The sequence below is a fragment of the bacterium genome (assembly GCA_035703895.1).
Lineage (GTDB): Bacteria > Sysuimicrobiota > Sysuimicrobiia > Sysuimicrobiales > Segetimicrobiaceae > Segetimicrobium.
Genome location: DASSXJ010000080.1, coordinates 19,391 through 36,119 on the forward strand (window position 1 = coordinate 19,391; position 16,729 = coordinate 36,119).

The 16,729-nt window shown below is 64.7% G+C and carries 16 protein-coding genes and 1 tRNA gene; 14 read left to right on the top strand and 3 right to left on the bottom strand.

The features are described 5' to 3' along the window. Positions 1 to 12 precede the first annotated feature (12 nt). The 5 genes from tyrS (at position 13) to VFP86_05675 (ending at position 4,819) form a co-directional block, all read left to right on the top strand. The gene (tyrS, locus tag VFP86_05655) at positions 13 to 1,230 is read left to right on the top strand and encodes a tyrosine--tRNA ligase (GenBank protein ID HET8999113.1); all 1,218 of its coding nucleotides are present in this window, start codon (positions 13 to 15) and stop codon (positions 1,228 to 1,230) included. Then, positions 1,172 to 2,791, top strand: a complete 1,620-nt coding sequence (locus VFP86_05660; protein HET8999114.1) for a glycosyltransferase family 39 protein — start codon at positions 1,172 to 1,174, stop codon at positions 2,789 to 2,791. The genes tyrS and VFP86_05660 overlap by 59 nt, the downstream gene beginning before the upstream one ends. A 68-nt stretch (positions 2,792 to 2,859) precedes the next feature. Continuing rightward, positions 2,860 to 2,936 (top strand) — tRNA-Ile (locus VFP86_05665). Between the two features lie 171 nt (positions 2,937 to 3,107). Then, on the top strand, positions 3,108 to 3,923 hold the full coding sequence (locus tag VFP86_05670; GenBank protein HET8999115.1) for a methyltransferase domain-containing protein: 816 nt from the start codon (positions 3,108 to 3,110) through the stop codon (positions 3,921 to 3,923). 77 nt (positions 3,924 to 4,000) lie between these two features. Beyond that, the gene (locus VFP86_05675) at positions 4,001 to 4,819 is read left to right on the top strand and encodes a methyltransferase domain-containing protein (protein HET8999116.1); all 819 of its coding nucleotides are present in this window, start codon (positions 4,001 to 4,003) and stop codon (positions 4,817 to 4,819) included. A 37-nt stretch (positions 4,820 to 4,856) separates the two neighbouring features. Here the strand turns inward: VFP86_05675 and VFP86_05680 are convergent, their stop codons facing one another. The 3 genes from VFP86_05680 to VFP86_05690 form a co-directional block, all read right to left on the bottom strand. Next, the gene (locus VFP86_05680) at positions 4,857 to 5,783 is read right to left on the bottom strand and encodes a nitrilase-related carbon-nitrogen hydrolase (protein ID HET8999117.1); all 927 of its coding nucleotides are present in this window, start codon (positions 5,781 to 5,783) and stop codon (positions 4,857 to 4,859) included. Positions 5,784 to 5,821: 38 nt separating this feature from the next. Further along, entirely contained in the window at positions 5,822 to 6,352 is a 531-nt protein-coding gene (locus VFP86_05685; GenBank protein ID HET8999118.1) for a DinB family protein, read from the bottom strand. A gap of 708 nt (positions 6,353 to 7,060) precedes the next feature. Then, positions 7,061 to 8,113 (bottom strand): Ldh family oxidoreductase, encoded by a 1,053-nt coding sequence (locus tag VFP86_05690; GenBank protein HET8999119.1) that lies wholly within the window; start codon positions 8,111 to 8,113, stop codon positions 7,061 to 7,063. A 128-nt stretch (positions 8,114 to 8,241) separates the two neighbouring features. Here VFP86_05690 and VFP86_05695 point away from each other — a divergent pair, with 128 nt between their 5' ends. From VFP86_05695 to queA, 9 genes are all read left to right on the top strand, one after another. After that, positions 8,242 to 10,665: a penicillin-binding protein 1A gene (locus VFP86_05695; protein ID HET8999120.1), complete on the top strand. Its 2,424-nt coding sequence runs from the start codon at positions 8,242 to 8,244 to the stop codon at positions 10,663 to 10,665. A gap of 112 nt (positions 10,666 to 10,777) precedes the next feature. Next, the gene (locus VFP86_05700; GenBank protein ID HET8999121.1) at positions 10,778 to 11,518 is read left to right on the top strand and encodes a YebC/PmpR family DNA-binding transcriptional regulator; all 741 of its coding nucleotides are present in this window, start codon (positions 10,778 to 10,780) and stop codon (positions 11,516 to 11,518) included. Between the two features lie 12 nt (positions 11,519 to 11,530). Then, positions 11,531 to 11,992 (top strand): DinB family protein, encoded by a 462-nt coding sequence (locus VFP86_05705; protein HET8999122.1) that lies wholly within the window; start codon positions 11,531 to 11,533, stop codon positions 11,990 to 11,992. A gap of 116 nt (positions 11,993 to 12,108) precedes the next feature. After that, complete coding sequence (gene ruvC / locus VFP86_05710; GenBank protein HET8999123.1) at positions 12,109 to 12,618, top strand: crossover junction endodeoxyribonuclease RuvC; 510 nt, start codon at positions 12,109 to 12,111, stop codon at positions 12,616 to 12,618. Next, positions 12,615 to 13,247: a Holliday junction branch migration protein RuvA gene (ruvA, locus tag VFP86_05715; GenBank protein HET8999124.1), complete on the top strand. Its 633-nt coding sequence runs from the start codon at positions 12,615 to 12,617 to the stop codon at positions 13,245 to 13,247. Before ruvC ends, ruvA begins: the two co-directional genes overlap by 4 nt. A gap of 38 nt (positions 13,248 to 13,285) precedes the next feature. Next, a complete protein-coding gene (gene ruvB / locus VFP86_05720) occupies positions 13,286 to 14,311 on the top strand; it encodes a Holliday junction branch migration DNA helicase RuvB (GenBank protein ID HET8999125.1) in 1,026 nt (341 codons plus the stop codon). After that, on the top strand, positions 14,308 to 14,523 hold the full coding sequence (locus tag VFP86_05725; GenBank protein ID HET8999126.1) for a DUF2905 domain-containing protein: 216 nt from the start codon (positions 14,308 to 14,310) through the stop codon (positions 14,521 to 14,523). Before ruvB ends, VFP86_05725 begins: the two co-directional genes overlap by 4 nt. Beyond that, on the top strand, positions 14,520 to 15,665 hold the full coding sequence (locus VFP86_05730) for a SpoIID/LytB domain-containing protein (GenBank protein ID HET8999127.1): 1,146 nt from the start codon (positions 14,520 to 14,522) through the stop codon (positions 15,663 to 15,665). The genes VFP86_05725 and VFP86_05730 overlap by 4 nt, the downstream gene beginning before the upstream one ends. A 20-nt stretch (positions 15,666 to 15,685) precedes the next feature. Next, complete coding sequence (gene queA / locus VFP86_05735) at positions 15,686 to 16,708, top strand: tRNA preQ1(34) S-adenosylmethionine ribosyltransferase-isomerase QueA (protein HET8999128.1); 1,023 nt, start codon at positions 15,686 to 15,688, stop codon at positions 16,706 to 16,708. Positions 16,709 to 16,729: the final 21 nt, after the last annotated feature.

Sequence of the window (16,729 nt, forward strand, 5' to 3'; positions counted from 1 at the left end):
ATAATCACACGCATGACGGCATTGAGCCCCCGCGCGCAATTCGAGGTGCTCAAGCGCGGGACCATCGAGGTGATCTCCGAAGAGGCGCTGCTGGCCAAGCTGTCTTTGGGGCGCCCCCTCCGGATCAAGCTTGGCCTCGACCCCACGGCGCCTGATATCCATATCGGCAACGCAATCGTGCTTCAGAAACTGCGGCAATTTCAGGACCTGGGGCACGAGGCAATCTTGGTCATAGGCGACTTTACCGGTCTCATCGGGGATCCGTCGGGCAAGTCCGAGACCCGCCCGGCGCTCTCCCCCGCGGAAATCGAGCAGAACGCCAAGACGTATCGTGACCAGTACAGTTTGATTCTGGATCCATCGCGCGCGCGCGTCGTGTTCAATAGTCAATGGCTGGGCCCGATGAAGTTCTACGATGTGATCACGTTGGCCAGCCGGACCACGGTCCACCGCATCCTTGAGCGCGACGACTTCGCGAAGCGCTACACCGAACGACTACCCATCCACCTCCACGAGCTCCTCTACCCTCTCTGCCAGGCGTACGACTCGGTGGCGATCGAGGCGGACGTGGAGCTGGGCGGAACCGATCAGAAGTTCAACAATTTGATGGGGCGCGAGCTGCAGCGCGAACTCGGTCAGGACCCCCAGGTCGTGGTGCTTACCCCGCTGCTCCCCGGGCTTGACGGTGTGCAGAAGATGAGCAAGAGCCTGGGCAACGCGATCGGGATCACGGATCCGCCCAACGAGATGTACGGGAAGGTGATGTCGCTGCCGGACGAGCTCATGATCCCGTACTTCGAGTACTGCACGCTCGCGCCGCTCGACGAGGTCCGGGCAATCGCCGCACGCCTCTCTTCCGGGGAACTGCATCCCCGCGACGTCAAGAAGCGCCTCGCGCGGGAGATCACCGCACCCTACCATGGGGACGCCGCCGCGCGCGGCGCGGAAGCGGAGTTCGAGCGCGTGTTCGCAGCCCGCGAGCTCCCGGAGGAGATCGCCGAGGTGGACTTCCCGCGGGATCGCCTGCGCAAAGGCATGGTCCGCCTGATCCACCTGCTCGTCGAGCTGGGTCTGGCGGATTCTAATGCCGAAGCTCGCCGGCTCGTCAGCCAGGGGGGGGTCACCCTAGACGGCAAGCGCATCAACCAAGACGTGGATGTGGCGGTGCACGATGGATCTCTGGTCCGGGTGGGCCGCCGCCGGTTCGCCCGGGTTCGCCTCACCGAGTAGCCCCACCGACGCTGCGCTCGTCACGTTTGGCGACCGTATGAGTCCGCTGCACGCTCCATCGCGGGGTGCGGGACCGGCCGGACCGCCTACCGCCTCGGCGCCTTGGGAGGGGCGTCACCTGCCCCCCGGCGTGTATCTGTGGGGCGTGCTCGTGATCGTCGTCATCGGGGCCGCGCTGCGCCTTGCGCACCTCACCCGGCCGTTCAACGGCGTCATCGCCACCGCATGGAATGAGGGGCACTACGCGATGATCGCGCTGAACTTCGACCGGTATGGGTTGTCATCGCAGCACAATGAGCTCGGAGTAGACTACACGTTCTCGCCGGGAGTCCCGTGGCTCATCTGGCTCTCGTTCAAGGCGTTTGGGATCAGCGAGTGGGCCGCGCGTCTCCCGATCGCCGCCTTCGGCATCGCGGCCGTGCCTCTCGTGGCCGCCTTTGTCCGGCGGCTCACGGCCAGCGAGCAGGTCGCGTTCCTCGCGGCGGGCCTGGTCGCCACGTTCCCGGAAACGGTGTACTTCTCGCAGAACGTCCAGCTCGACACGCCGAGCATCTGCTGCGCCCTCGCCGCGGGCGTCGAAATCTTGCGGTACCGGAACGGCGGACGCCGAGGCGACATCGTCGCCGCCGCGATCTTCGCCACGCTGGCGGTCTGGTTCAAGTTCACAACCGTGCTGGCGTACCCGGCCTATGTCGCGCTGTGGTGGCCGGCGCGCCCCCGGCGGACGCTCGTCGCGCTCGGTGCGGCGGCGGCGCTCGCCGCGTTGACGCTCATTCCGAGCGTGGCGTGGATCGTCCACGGGAAGCTGACGGGCCGGACGCTGGCGGGGTTCTACGAACGAAACTGGGATCTCAGAGGCCTCAAGGAGGTCCTCATCCAGCTTCCGCTCATGGTCGGGACCCACCTGTTCCCGACCGGGTTCGTGCTCTTGTTGCTGGGCCTCCCGGCGGCGATCCGATGGCGCGCGCGCCTGAGGGGCCTCGGCCTTTGGTGCTGCTCGTGGGTGTTACTGTATTTCGCTGCACCGTACTCGGCGCTGAACAACCGGTACTACGATCTTCCGGCCACCTACCTCTTAAGCGTCCCCGCGGCGTTGGGGTTGTGGGTGCCGCTCGCGCGGCGGCGGCCGGCCGGGGCGCTCAGCCGCGCGTTGATCGTCGGTCTCGCGGTCCTCATGGCGCTCCCGGCCGCCTACGACCTCTGGGATTCGACGACCGACCGGCTCGCCCGCATGACGGCGGCGCATCCTCCGCCGCTCGACCCCTCGCCGTTCTATTCCGCCAAGGTGGTCGCCCACTTTCCCAAGGGACGGACGGTCGTGGACGCTCCCCAGACCATGTTCTATGCTGGGGGCGATCCGGCGTGGATCTCGATCGTCGGGGGTTTGGGCGACGTCCGCGAGGCGATCGACGGCGAGCGCTTCGACTATATTCTGTTGAACGACTACTGGCATCAGCAGGAACCGTACTATCCGGTGGACGCGGCCCTGCGTGAGCGTCTCGCGCGGCACCATTACACGCAGATCGCGCCCGCGGCGTGGGCCCGCACCGTGGGCCGATAGACTTCAGCCATCGACCGCACCGCTCGAATTGACGTGCCGCACCGGTTTGGATAGTATGAGGAAGCAGCGGGCCCTTAGCTCAGGTGGTTAGAGCGCACCCCTGATAAGGGTGAGGTCCGTGGTTCGAGTCCACGAGGGCCCACCATATTTTGCAACATTTCCGAACACTCGCTCCCCCAGGCCGTGCACGATCAATCTTGGCATCCGCCCACAGGTTCGGCACTCGTCGCTTAAGGTGGGGCTCCTGCGATGGAAGGAGTCCAGGAGCAAAAATGGAAAGTCCGGCTCATACGCTGGTTTTGGAACATGGTGCACCGTGACAGAGCAAAGGGATTACTTCCTTGGTCAAAGCAGCGCTGAGCACGCACGGCTACAATTCCAGGCCGTAGAACTCGAGCAGAGCTCACGCCAGCATCTTCAGCACGCAGGGATTCAGCGAGGCTGGCGGGTCCTCGACGTAGGGTGTGGCCCCCAGGGAGTCTTGCACGTGCTGGCGGATCTCGTCGGCCCGACCGGAACTGTTGTGGGCCTTGAGCGTGACCCACGGCCCGTGGCGCTGGCACGAGCGTTCGTTGCTGAGCACGGTTTCACTAACGTTGAGGTCATTCAGGGAGATGCGCGGGCCACGGAGCTGCCCCGAGGTTCCTTCGACCTTGTCCACGCTAGGCTCGTGCTGGTGAATGTGCCTGAGCCCGAGCAAATCCTCGCAGCAATGGTCGCGTTGGTCCGCCCCGGTGGGGTGGTCGCTGTTTGGGAATGGGACTCTGTGTCTTGGCTGTGTTACCCGGCGCATCCGGCATGGACGCGCATTAGCGAGGCACACCAGGCAGTCCGCCTCCAAGATGGCCAAGATTTCACCATCGGGCGGCGCCTCGCCCGGCTCATGCGTGGTGCCGGGCTGGTGGAAGTTACTCAAGATGTGATCGTTAATGAGTGGCCTGTAGGTCACCCTCGAAGAATGCAGATGATCCAGTTTTCGGAAAACATCCGTGAGAAGCTTGTCGCCCGCGGGCTTTTCTCAGATGCCGAACTCACCGAGCTCCTGGTGGCACTGAGAAAGCACCTGGAAAATCCCGAGACCTTTCAACTTTCCGGTGTTTCGTTTCAGGCGTGGGGCCACAAGCCAGTGTGACCCTGGCAAGGCGATCGCGGATGCGCACGATGACCCGAAATGGGATGAGTTGCGCGTTCTAACATGGAGGTATCCCGATGAACCCACCGGACAACTCCGCGCCATTGGGCAAGTACGCGTTCGACAATGCGTGGACGCACGCGCGGCAGCGGCTCTGTGGACTTGAGCACCTTCTTGATCCTGGTACAATTCGGCATCTGGAGGCGCTCGGCGTCGGGGAAGGCTGGCACTGTCTGGAGGTCGGCGCCGGCGGTGGTTCGATCGCAGAGTGGCTGTGCCAGCGCGTGGGCCAAAACGGATATGTCATGGCGACCGACCTGGATACCCGCTTCCTTGAGCTCCTGACCGTCCCCAATCTTGATGTTCATCACCACGATATCGTTTCCGATGATCTTCCGGAATGCAAATTCGATCTGGTGCTTTCAAGACTGGTGGTTGGGCACATACGAGAACGTGAGAAGGCACTGCGGCGGATGCTGTCTGCGCTCAAACCTGGGGGCTGGCTGCTCTGTGAGGACGGAGACAACAGCTCGGTTGCTCTTCTATCCCCCACGGATGCTGCAACCAAGGCACTCTTCATGAAGATAGAGCAAGGAAAAGATCGGGTGATGGCCGCACGAGGCCACGTATACTGCGGGCGCCACCTGTTTGGATTTCTCCGCGCCCTCGGACTCACCGACATTCATGCTGAGGGGCGCGTACCTCTGCTCCACGCTGGTACCGTGGAGACTCGCTGGAAGCGGCTCTCGGTCGAGCAGCTAAGCAAGGACATTGTGAACGCCCACTTAGCAACAGAGACAGAAATCGAAGCATACCTTGCGCTTCTCGATTCATCAAACTTCGTGTCGCAGGGATTCATCGTGATGACGGCTTGGGGACGTCGCTCTCATGGGTAAGGTCAAACCTTATCGAGAGTCGGTTGACTCATGGGCGCTATGTCTTCCGCTTAGACCCACCCACGTGGCGAGTGCCTAGGGGCTGTCCTCCTAGTAATTCTCCGAAGAGGTCGGACCGGCGGGTTCGAATATGGTAATTCGGATGTTCGCGTTGTTGTTGGAGCATGGCGGCATCCAGTGTAGCCATGATCATCTCGTCGCGGATGTATTCCGTTTGCGATGAAGCCAGCAGCGAACCGTCAGGGCCAAAAATCAGCGCTGCTCCCGGGTGGTGGGGTTGGTTGGGGTGGTCTCTGGGATAATGATCCACATAGCCTGCGCGCCCGGCTTGGTCCGCCAACACCACGTAGCAGGCGTTTTCTATGGCGCGCATCGCAAACGGCAAATAGTGATCGTGCATGTAACGCCGGGCCTCGGCCTCACTGCCGGGAGTGTCTTCCCACATCTTATCTCTGGAGGCGTGGGGCATGAGGAGCATTTCTGCGCCACGCAACGCAAGAATCCGCGTCACCTCGGGGAACTCATTGTCGTAACAGATCCCAATGCCGACGTGACACTTGCCAATGTCGAACACGTTGATGTCCTGCCCACCCCGGTAATACCGGTTCTCGTCACGCGACATGTGCAACTTACGTTGTTTCCCAAGATAGCCTTCCGGGCCGACCAGTACCTGAGTGTTGTACACAACGTCGCGCTCCCGCTCCGCGAGACCGGCGCAAACGAAGACGCGATGCTGACGAGCGAGCGTGATCAATCGTTGCGTGCTCGGTCCGTCTGGAACAGCCTCCGCCAGGGTGGCCGTGTTCGGGGTGCAATGACCGTGAATGACCAGCTCCGGGAACAGCACGAATTCTGCCTGCTGCGCGACCGCGCGTTCACACCAGTCCTCGATGCCCGCCAGAACGCGTTGTGGTTCGCCCAAGTACCCGTTCATGCTGACGGCCGCGACTCGCAGGGTCTTCATCGTTGCCGTCGCCCGCTCGACGAATGGTGTCGTTGCGGTCAGCCCCGTGGGAGGGCGTCCTTGGGGAACTCCTCCCGTTTCGCGGCGAATTGGACGTAGTCGAGATTTTGCGCTTCGACGCCAAGGTGCCGCAGCATCGCCATCGCCTGGGCGCGGTGGTGAACCTCGTGGAAGAGAAGCTGCGTTGCAAGGTCGGCTTTCGTGGTCGTGGTGACAATAATCTTGTCCGCCTGATCGATCCGCCGCGTCACGGTGTGGTTCCAGTCGGTGATTCCGGCGAGGGTGGCCCGGGTCTCCCCGGCCAGGGCCGTCCATACGCCTTCGAGGTCTCCGAATGTGGGCTGTCGGGTCTCGCTGATCGGGTAGTCGTCCCAGGTGGGGAGGGGCTCCTCCCGTAGGCGTTTGCCATAAAAGTGCTCGACCCGGGCAATCTCGATCAGCGTCCCGCGGAGTGTATAGAGACCGAACGGAAATTGCTGAGTGTACTCCTCTTGACTGAGTGGTCGGACCCATCCAAACAATCTCTGCCGGGCCGCGTTGAGGATGTCGTAGACACGCACAAAGTTCATCGTCCGCCTCCCATATCTATATGTAGGGAGATTGACGTTTTGACGCATGTACTCCTCCCATCAACCCACCTCAGAGTAGTGGAGCGTGGCCGTCGCGTCCTGACTCCTCATCCGCACACGCAGCCAGCGCGGGACCGAGGAACGCGAGCACAAGAGCCAGTGCTACGATAACCTGCAGCATAATCGCCCCCTCCCTTCGTCAGTTGCATGATACGCATGAGCAAGGTGTGCAGCGATGAACCGGTTCACTCCGCCGGTGTAATGTCCATCACAGGGAACTTCCCCGTCGAGCGGGGTCGGGATCGGGGGGCGTCTGGCTCCTGGCTGGCCCGCCTCGGTCTCGCTTGAGGGCCGGCCGGCTGAGGTTTAGACCGTGTGCCGTGGGGGTAGAACTAACTCGGGATGTCGTGGGGGGGATACCGGGTCGAATACCCCCCTTCCCGACCGGGTGGTTCCCTGCGACATCCTGCACTCATCCGTTAGAGTCGATTGCGGGCCTGGAAGATGTGCGAGGCGGGACCCGCAAAGGAGGGACATACGATGTGGATCGCGCTGCTGCTGCTCGGCGGTCTACTTCTCTGGGCGACCGGACATATGATCCTACGCTAGCGTAGACGTTGCCCCGAGATCACTGAACCATCAAGGTCCTCAAGCGGCGGGGGCCGGGATCATATCCCGGCCCCCGCCGCACCATCTGAAGCGAACGCGTTACCCGACGGGATCAAGGGCAAACTCGCTGGCCAGTCCGTCCAGGCCCTTGATGACATGGGGATCGAGTGGGATACCCTCCTGCCGGCGCGCGTCGGCCATCTCGAACTCGATCTCCCCAGGTACATAGAGGCGCTCGACGCCCGGGGCGCGCGGGGTGCTGCGAACGGTGTCGATGTAACGATCCACGTCCGACAGAAAGGCGGGGAAGGAGCGGAATCGTCCAACATCCATGGCCATGAACAGGTGCCCGACGTCCTGGGGGCGGTTATGCTCGGGCAGCGCCAAGCCGGCGATGCCGGCGGACCATCCCGCCCCCGTCAGGGGGCCGCACAACAAGTCGAAGATCATCGCCAGGCCAAATCCCTTGTGGGATCCGACGGGGAGAAGCATGCCTCCCGCCATCACCTCCTCGGGTTGTTCGGTAGGCGTTCCATGGCGATCGACGCCCCACCCGAGGGGGATCCGGTCTCCGCGTCCCTGCGCCCGCTGGATCTTGCCGCGTGCGACGACGCTCGTCGCGATGTCCAGGACGACGGGCCGGTGACGGCCCGCGGGGATTGCATAGGCGATCGGGTTGTTGCCGACCACCGGAGCGGCACCGCCGACAGGGGGCATCAGCGGAAGCGTGTTGGTGATGGCGACGCCGATCATCTGCTCGGCTGCCGCGCGCATCACATAGTAGGCCGCGGCTCCGAAATGCGTCGAGTGCGCCACGCCGACCGCCCCGACGCCGCTCTCCCGGGCTTTCCGGATGGCGAGATCCATCGCCTGCACACCGGCCACCTGTCCGAGGCTGTTGTGGGCGTCCATCTGCGCAAACGCGGGGCCCTCGCCCGCGACCACGACGTGGGCCTTGGCCCGGACCAACCCGGCTTGGATGCGCTGCACGTAGTTGGGCAGCCGCATCGCCCCATGGGAATGCACGCCTCGGAGATCGGCCTCGACCAGGGTATCGGCGACCGTCCTGGCTTCCGCCGGGGGAACCCCCACTCGCTCGAGCACGTTTGTGATGAATGGCGTAAGGCGGGACGCGGCGACAGACATGAACATGCTGGTTCTCCCGTAGCGGTCACCGGTCCTTTGCCTTGCCGTCCTCTCCGGGAACGGGGTATACTGAAGTTGACAGCGAAGGAGTGTGACGCGATCATCGCTGCATTTATCGTCGCCGGGTGCATGCCGTGACCCACCCGCCTGCGGGACCATCCCGAACCGGAAACCGCGGCCGGCCTCCAGCCAAAATCGGCCGGCGCGTCCATGATCTCTGGCCGTACGCGGCTGTGGCGCTCGTCGCGGGCCTCGCACTGGTGCTGGCTGTGGTCGGCGTGCTGGTCGGCACTGCGCTTGCGATCAATGGCCATCTGCCGTCCGTGGACGCGCTCTACAGTCCTCCGAGCGAGGCCACCCGCGTGTACGCAGCCGACGGCCAGCTCATCGCGAGCCTGTACCAGGAGAACCGCGCCAGCGTCCCGCTCGACAGGATCCCGCAGGTCCTCCGCCGCGCCGTGATCGACACTGAGGATGCCGCCTTCTATCGCCACCACGGGATCTCGCTTCGAGGTGTCCTTCGCGCATCGTTCCGGAACGTCCGCGAACGTGGTCTCGCCGAGGGCGGCAGCACCATCACCCAGCAGCTCGCCCGCAACCTGTTTCTCACAAACGAGAAGGCGCTCAGCCGCAAGATCGCCGAGATGCTCCTCGCGGTCCAAATCGAGCGCCGGCTGACCAAGGATGAGATTCTGGAGCGCTATCTCAACCAGGTGTACTTTGGGCAAGGCGCCTACGGGGTCGAAGCCGCCGCAGAAGTATATTTTGGGAAGCCGGCCAAGGACCTCACGTTACCAGAGAGCGCCCTGCTCGCCGGGCTGATCCGGGCTCCGTCCTATTACTCTCCCTACGACCATCTCGACCGGGCCAAGATCCGCCGCGCCGAAGTCCTCCAGCGGATGGTGGACCTTGGGGACGTCACCCCGAGGCAGATGCAGCTGGCTCAGTCCGCGCCGATTCACCTGATTGAGAAGGGGAACATGGGGTTCGTCGGCATTCGGGCGCCGTACTTCGTCAGCTACATCCTTCCCCAGTTGCTCCAACGGTACGGGGAGGAAGTGCTGTACAAAGGCGGCCTCCGTATTTACACCACGCTGGACCTGGCGATGCAGGCGGAGGCGGACGCGGCGGTGCGGCAGGGGCTCGACGAGGGCACGCAGCAGCACCTCAATGCGCGCCAGGGCGCGATGGTGGTCCTGGATCCCAACACGGGGTACATTCGCGCGATGATCGGTGGGTACGATTTCCGAGCCAGCCAGTTCAACCGGGCGTGGCAGGCGCACCGTCAGCCGGGCTCGGCGTTCAAGCCCTTTACCTACACGACGGCGATTTTGCGCGGATTTCCGCTCACGACCATGCTCGACGACGAGCCGATCTCGTTTCCCCTGCCGGGCGGCAAGGTCTGGGAGCCCAAGAACTTCGACCAAAAGTGGCACGGTTCGATCACGATGCGCTATGCGCTCGAGAACTCGATCAACGTCGCGACGATCCGGCTCGAAGAAAAGATTGGCCCCAAGGCGATCATCGCGACGGCACAACGGATGGGCATCCAGAGTCACCTGGAGCCGGTGCTCTCGCTGACGCTGGGCTCCTCCGATGTCACTCTGCTCGAGATGGCCTCCGCCTACGGCGTGTTTGCGAGCGGCGGCGTGCGGGCCACCCCCCTGGCCGTCCTCAAAGTCACCGATTCCAAAGGGAAGGTGCTCGAGGAGAATGTCCCGCAGCGCACCGTCGTCCTCAGCCCCGAAGTCGCCTACGTGATGACCGATCTGCTCAAGGGCGTGGTCAAGCGCGGAACCGGCGTCGCGGCCGCCATTGGAATTCCCCAGGCGGGGAAGACGGGAACCGCAGACGACTACCGCAACGCCTGGTTCATTGGCTTCACGCCTACGCTGGTCACGGGGGTGTGGGTCGGAAACGACGATGATTCGCCGATGAATCGAGTGGTGGGCGGTAGTCTGCCGTCCCGCATCTGGGCGACGTTCATGAAGCAGGCGACGGCACACCGGGACAACAAGGACTGGCCGCGTCCTGCCAATGTTGTGGAGGTCAGCCTCTGCGGTTCGACCGGGACTCCCGCGGGCACCGATTGTGCGGACGCCAGGACCGAACTCTTCATCAAGGGGACGGAGCCCGAGAGCGGTGACGGCACGCACGCCCCAGCGTCTCCCGCTCCCGCCGCTCCCAGACCGGCTCCCGCTGCGCCCGTGAGTGCCCCCGCGCCACAGGCTCCGCCGGCCCAGTCGGTTCCACCGTCTGCCCCCCCAACGCTGCCGTTGGCGGTGACGGCTCCGCGGGATCGGACCCAGGTGACGGCACCGTTTACGATCAAGGGGACCACTCGTCCGGGAGCCACCGTCCACATCTCGGTCCAGATGACCGGCGGCTTCCTCAACCTGCAAGTCGCCGATGTCTACGCTCCCGTAGATCCCCAAGGAAACTTTACCTTCCTCTTCGACCCCACCATCAAACCGGCCGGGGCGACGTTCACGATTACCGTGAACGCGATCGACGACCAGGAAACCGCCTCCGCCACCCTCTCCGTCCAAGAGCAGTAGCCGGGCCGCTTCCCGGCGCTTGCGCGCCGGAAGTGGGCGGAATTAGATTATAATGGAAGGGATCGCCGCGCCCCGTGGCCTGCCGGGAACGCATGAGAGTGAGGGATCGGCTGTGTCAGGACACTCCAAGTGGCATAATATCAAGATCAAGAAGTCCAAGACCGACCAGACGCGGGGAAAGCTGTTCAGCAAGATCGCGCGAGAAATCATCATCGCCGCGAAAGCGGGGGGCGGGGACCCGGCGGCCAACATGCGCCTCCGGGCGGCCGTCGACCGGGCGCGCGAAGCGAGCATGCCGAATGACAACATCCAGCGTGCCATCCAGCGCGGCGCGGGCGGGGGCGAAGGCGCGACGTACGAGGAAGTGACCTATGAAGGGATGGCGCCCGGCGGGGTCGCGGTGCTCGTCCAGGCGCAGACCGACAATCGCAACCGCACGGCCTCGGAGATTCGCAACATCTTCACCAAGGCCGAGGGGAACCTCGGTGCGTCGGTAGGGTGGTTGTTCGAGAAGAAGGGTGTCATCACCATGAAGAAGGCGGTCGCCTCGGAGGAGGAGGTTCTCACCAAGGCGGTCGACGCCGGGGCGGAGGATATGAAGGTGACCTCGGACGAGTACGAGATCACGGTCGCCCCGGAAGAGTTTGCCAAAGTAAAGCAGGCGCTCGAAGCCGCCGGGTATGCCCTGAGCTCAGCGGAAATCACGCTCGTGCCCAAGTCGACGGTGTCCGTGGAGGGCAAAGACGCGCAGCGGGTGCTGCGTCTCCTCGAAGCGCTCGAAGACCACGACGACGTCCAGCACGTGTACGCCAACTTCGATATCCCCGACGAAGTCCTCGAACAGGTCGGGTGAAAGGAGCGGCCGATGGGCCTGCGGGAGACTGTGCAACCGTCGTTTCATTTGGTCTGGGGGACCGTCCGCAAGAACGTTGAAGCGATGCCCGAAGAAGGGCTGGGGATCAAGCCGGACGGGCTCGAGACCCGCTCATTCCGCGAGATCGTCCTCCACATGGGCAACGCGTGCGTCACGTTCGGCGAGAACATCGGCCGGTCGACCTGGGAACGCGTCATGGCCTTCCCGCCCGAACAGTACACGAGCAAGGCGCAGATGCTGGCCGCGCTGGGCCAGGCGGGCGATCGATTCCTTGCCGGGCTCGCCCGCTTGTCCGATGAAGAGGCTGCGCGCACCGTCAAAACTCCGTGGGGCGTCGAGATGCCGCAGGGGCAGATGGTCGCCGGGCACGTGCCGCATATGTTCTACCATAACGGCCAGCTGGCCATTTACCTCCGGATGCACGGGGTCAAGCCCCTCTTCCTCGCCCGGTAGGCGAGTCTCGAAGCCCGGCCGACACATCCGCTGCCCGGAGGAAGACAGAACCGGGGCGGCGAACACTGGTTCGACTCGATCGCGGGCCTTTCGCCGGCCAATCAGACGGAGCAGGGATGCGCATCCTCGGAGTGGATCCAGGCCTGCGCCAGACCGGATACGGCCTTCTGGAGGTATCGGCACGGGGTCCCGGTCTCCTCGAAGCCGGGGTCATTCGCACCAGCGGACGGGCACCGCTCCCCAGCCGCCTGTGCGAGCTCTATCGTGGATTGGTCGAGATCATCTCCGAGGGACGCCCTGAACTCATCGCCATGGAAGATCTTTTCGCCCACTCCGCTTTCCCCCGCGCGGCGATCATGATGGGCCAGGTCTCGGGTGTGATCCAGCTGGCGGCGGCACAGGCCGGGATTCCGATCGATGCGATTCCTCCGGCCTCGGTGAAACACGCGATGGTCGCCTCCGGGCAGGCGGGGAAGCGTCAGGTGCAGCGAATGGTGCGGCGCCTTCTGGCGCTGGTCGAGGAGCCTGGGACGCACGTTGCGGACGCCCTGGCGCTGGCGCTGACCGCGGTGTCCCGCCGGGGGCTGCCCCTCGGACACCGCCGAAATCTCCGAGGGTCGGCGTGATCGCGTTCCTCCGAGGTCGTGTCCTCCGTCACCTCGAGCAGATGCTCGTGATTGAATGTGGGGGCGTGGGGTATGAAGTGCATCTGCCCGGGTTTGTCCGAGATACCCTGCGGGGGAGGCTGCAGGGTATCGGGGAGACGGTCGAGCTTCACATCTCGTACCACGTCTCCGCCAATCAGCCCCGCCCGATTCTCGTGGGCTTCCTGCAGGAGGTCGAGCAGGAGTTCTTCGAGTTGTTCATCACTGTTGACGGACTGGGGCCCGCGAAAGCCATGAAGGCGATCATCCACCCAATCGAGACGATCGCAGATGCCATCGAGCGGAAGGATATCGCGTACCTTCGGCGTCTGCCGGGGATCGGCGAGCGAACGGCCGAGAAGATCGTGGCCGCGCTTCGGGGCAAGATGGGAAAGTACGCCTTGCTGCGGACCGAGTCTCCAATCGCCGCTGCGGAGATCGGGGAAGACTTCCGCGAAGAGGTGATCGAAGTGCTCACCGGCCAGTTGGGGCACCGGGCGGTGGAGGCACGACAGATGGTTGAGCGGGCGCTCGAACGGAACCCGGCCGTGGCGTCCGCGGAGGAGCTGTTCCAAGAAGTGTATCGGGCTGAGCGGGGGGCGCTGACGTGACGCGGGAGCGGGTACTCGGGCAAGAGGGCGAGGAGAAGATCCCGCCCGCGGGCGACACGGAGGCGGGCGATGACGATCAGTTCATTCGCAGCCTGAGACCACGCACGCTGGACGAGTGCATCGGGCAGTCGCGGGTCAGGAGCGGCCTCAAGATCAGTTTGCAGGCTGCCCGCGAGCGCGGAGAGGCGCTCGACCACGTGCTGCTGCATGGCCCCCCGGGATTGGGGAAGACCACCTTCGCCAACGTAATCGCGGCCGAGATGCGGACGAACATCGTCACCACCTCGGGGCCTGCGATCGAGCGGGGCGGGGACCTCATGGGGATCCTGACCAACCTGAACCGGGGCGATGTCTTGTTCATCGATGAGATCCACCGGCTCCCCCGTGCGGTCGAGGAGTTTCTTTATCCGGCGATGGAGGATTTCTGCGTCAACTTTACGATCGAAAAGGGCGCCCACGCACGAACCCTCCGCTACACCCTCAAACCGTTCACGCTGGTGGGGGCGACGACGCGGGCCGGGCTGCTCTCTTCACCGTTGCGGGAACGCTTCGGGATCACCCACCACCTCGACTTCTATCCCATCGAAGAGCTGGCCCTCGTCGTGCTGCGGTCCGCTTCGATTCTGGGCGTCGAAGTGGTCGATGAGGGCGCCGAGGAGATCGCCCGGCGGTCTCGGGGGACCCCACGGATCGCCAACCGCCTGCTGCGGCGCGGGCGGGATTATGCACAAGTCCGGGCGCAGGGACGGATCACGCTCGAGGTGGCCAAGGAGGCGCTCGAGTTTGAAGGCGTCGATCCGCTCGGCCTCACAGGTCAGGATCGCGACATGCTCCGCACGATCATCCACGTGTACAACGGTGGACCGGTGGGAATCGACGCCCTCGCGGCCACCCTCAACGAGGAGGTCGACAGCCTCGTCGAGTTGATTGAGCCATTTCTCTTGAAAATCGGGTTCCTGACCCGCACCCAAGGGGGACGCCGTGTCACCCCGCTGGCGTGCGAGCACCTGGGAGTGCCCGCGCCGGATCGCAGTCAACGAGGTCAGGGAGCGCTGTTCGCGTGACGCCGCCGGCCCTCGGACGTCTCCTCATCGGGTTTGGCCTGGCGATCGCGGTGTGCGGGGCGCTCATCTGGCTGCTGGGGGCGCTCCCGCGTCTCCCGGGGGATATCTACGTCCAGCGTCGTGGGGTCACATTCTACATTCCTGTCCTGGGAAGCGTGTTGCTGAGTCTCCTTCTCACGCTGCTCCTGAACGTGTTCTTCGCCCGGCGATGATCCGGCACGCCGTCGTGGTCACGTTGATCCTGGGGCTGGCGGCGGCGGGCGGCACGATGTCCGCGATCGCCACCGAACCGCCGATCATCCGCGTGGGGATTCTCCTCGACCAACCGTCCATTCGCATTGAGGCCGACGGACCGCTGATCGCGGCGGATGTCCTGGGCGGGAGTACCTCGACGCTCATCGGCGGACCCTGGGTGTTCCAGTCCACGGCGGACGGGATGGCGATTTCCGGGACCGCGTTTGGCTCCACCGTGCGGGTCACGACCCCGAGCGGGTTCCTCAGGGCGAACGGGCAACCGTACCGAGGGTCGATCGAGGTGCGTCGCGTCGGTCCGGGTCGGCTGACCGCGATCAACGAACTCGATCTTGAGCGGTACCTCTATGGGGTGATCAAGGGAGAGATCGACCCGCATTGGCCGCCGGAGGCCGTGAAGGCGCAGGCGGTCGCTGCGCGGACGCTGGCCCTCCAGAACCTCGCCGCACTGCGGGGCAAGTTTGCGAGCGAAGGGTATACGCTGCGCGCCACGACCGACTCGCAGATCTACCTGGGGGCCGCAGGGGAGGATCCTGGGGCGAGCGCCGCCGTGGAGGCGACCCGGGGCATCGTGATGACGTTCCGAGGGCAGCCCATCTTCGCGGCCTATCATTCGAATTCGGGCGGCCATACTGAAGACAGCGAGAACGTCTGGGGCACCCCGCATCCGTACCTGCGGGGTGTCCCCGATCCGTATGCGCTCGATGCTCCGGGCGGGCAGTGGACGGCCCGGCTCTCCCTCGCGGGGATCGAGACCGGGCTGAGACGCGGCGGGGTCACCATAACCGGGATCGCCGGGATCGAGTTGGGGCGGGCGACGCCCTGGGGCCGGGCGATCACCGTGCGGCTGACCGATGAGGCTGGCCGGCCCCACGAGATCGCTGCCAATCAGTTCCGGCTCCTGATTGGGCCGGGGGTGGTCCGGAGCACGATGTTCGTCATGACCCGGGACGGTTCGGAGGTGGCATTTTCCGGGCGGGGCTCCGGCCACGGTGTCGGCTTGGATCAGTGGGGTGCGCGGGCGCTGGCGCTCAAGGGCTACACGTTCGAGCAAATCCTGAGCTACTATTACACCGGGATCGCGATCGAGCGGCGGTTTTGAACGTCCTGGCGCGGTGTCTCGTGCGCCTATCAGACTTTGACTTCGCGCTGCCCCCGGAGTTGATCGCGCAGACCCCCGCGCGACCTCGTGACGCCGCCCGGCTTCTCGTCCTGCACCGCGCAACGGGGGGGCTCATCCACCGGGGGTTTCGAGATCTACCGGAATATCTGCGGCCCCCGGACATCCTCGTGCTCAACGACACGAAGGTGCTGCCGGCCCGCCTCCGCGCCCGGCGGCCGTCCGGAGGGCAGGTCGAGGTACTGCTGCTGCGCTCGATGGTAGGTGGCATGTGGGAGGCGCTTGTCCGCCCCGGCCGCAAGATCCGGCATGGGGCGCGGCTGGTGTTCGCGCCCGGTGTGCTCGAAGGCGTGGTCGGCGACCGTACGGCCACCGGAACCCGACTGATCATGCTTGAGCACGAAGGGGACGCACTCTCCATTTTGCAACGGATCGGCGAGATGCCGACGCCGCCGTACATTGCGGGAACGCTCGCGGATCCTCTAGATTACCAGACGGTCTACGCGAGGGCGTGGGGCGCCGTCGCGGCGCCGACCGCGGGACTGCACTTCACGAACGCATTGCTGGCGGAGATCCGGCGGCGCGGCGTGGACATCGTGTGCCTCACCCTGCACGTGGGGCTCGGGACGTTTCGCCCGGTCAAGGTAGAGGACATCGCGCGCCACCAGATGGACGCGGAAGCGTACGAGATCGCACCGGCGGCCGCCGAGGCCATCAATCGCGCCCGGCGGCAGGGAGGCCGGGTCGTTGCGGTGGGTACCACGTGCGTCCGGGCGCTGGAATCCGCCGCCGGGGGGGACGGCGCGGTCCGCCCCGGGCGCGGCAGCACCAACTTGTTCATCACCCCCGGGTATCGATTCGGGGCCGTCGATGCGATCGTCACCAACTTTCATCTGCCGAGGTCGACGCTCGTGATGCTGGCGAGCGCGTTTGCCGGTCGGGAGCGCCTCCTCCGCGCGTACGCGGAGGCGATCCGGGAACACTACCGCTTCTACAGCTTCGGGGACGCGATGCTGATCCTCTGACCCATCGGAGTGGTCGAATCG

Coding starts and splice junctions, on each gene's coding strand:
- VFP86_05680 (HET8999117.1), bottom strand. CDS start 5,783: ATGAAGACCCTGCGAGTCGCGGCCGTCAGCATGAACGGGTACTTGGGC.
- VFP86_05730 (HET8999127.1), top strand. CDS start 14,520: ATGATCCGGCACGCCGTCGTGGTCACGTTGATCCTGGGGCTGGCGGCG.
- VFP86_05705 (HET8999122.1), top strand. CDS start 11,531: ATGGGCCTGCGGGAGACTGTGCAACCGTCGTTTCATTTGGTCTGGGGG.
- VFP86_05685 (HET8999118.1), bottom strand. CDS start 6,352: ATGAACTTTGTGCGTGTCTACGACATCCTCAACGCGGCCCGGCAGAGA.
- VFP86_05690 (HET8999119.1), bottom strand. CDS start 8,113: ATGTTCATGTCTGTCGCCGCGTCCCGCCTTACGCCATTCATCACAAAC.
- ruvC (HET8999123.1), top strand. CDS start 12,109: ATGCGCATCCTCGGAGTGGATCCAGGCCTGCGCCAGACCGGATACGGC.
- VFP86_05675 (HET8999116.1), top strand. CDS start 4,001: ATGAACCCACCGGACAACTCCGCGCCATTGGGCAAGTACGCGTTCGAC.
- tyrS (HET8999113.1), top strand. CDS start 13: ATGACGGCATTGAGCCCCCGCGCGCAATTCGAGGTGCTCAAGCGCGGG.
- VFP86_05660 (HET8999114.1), top strand. CDS start 1,172: ATGGATCTCTGGTCCGGGTGGGCCGCCGCCGGTTCGCCCGGGTTCGCC.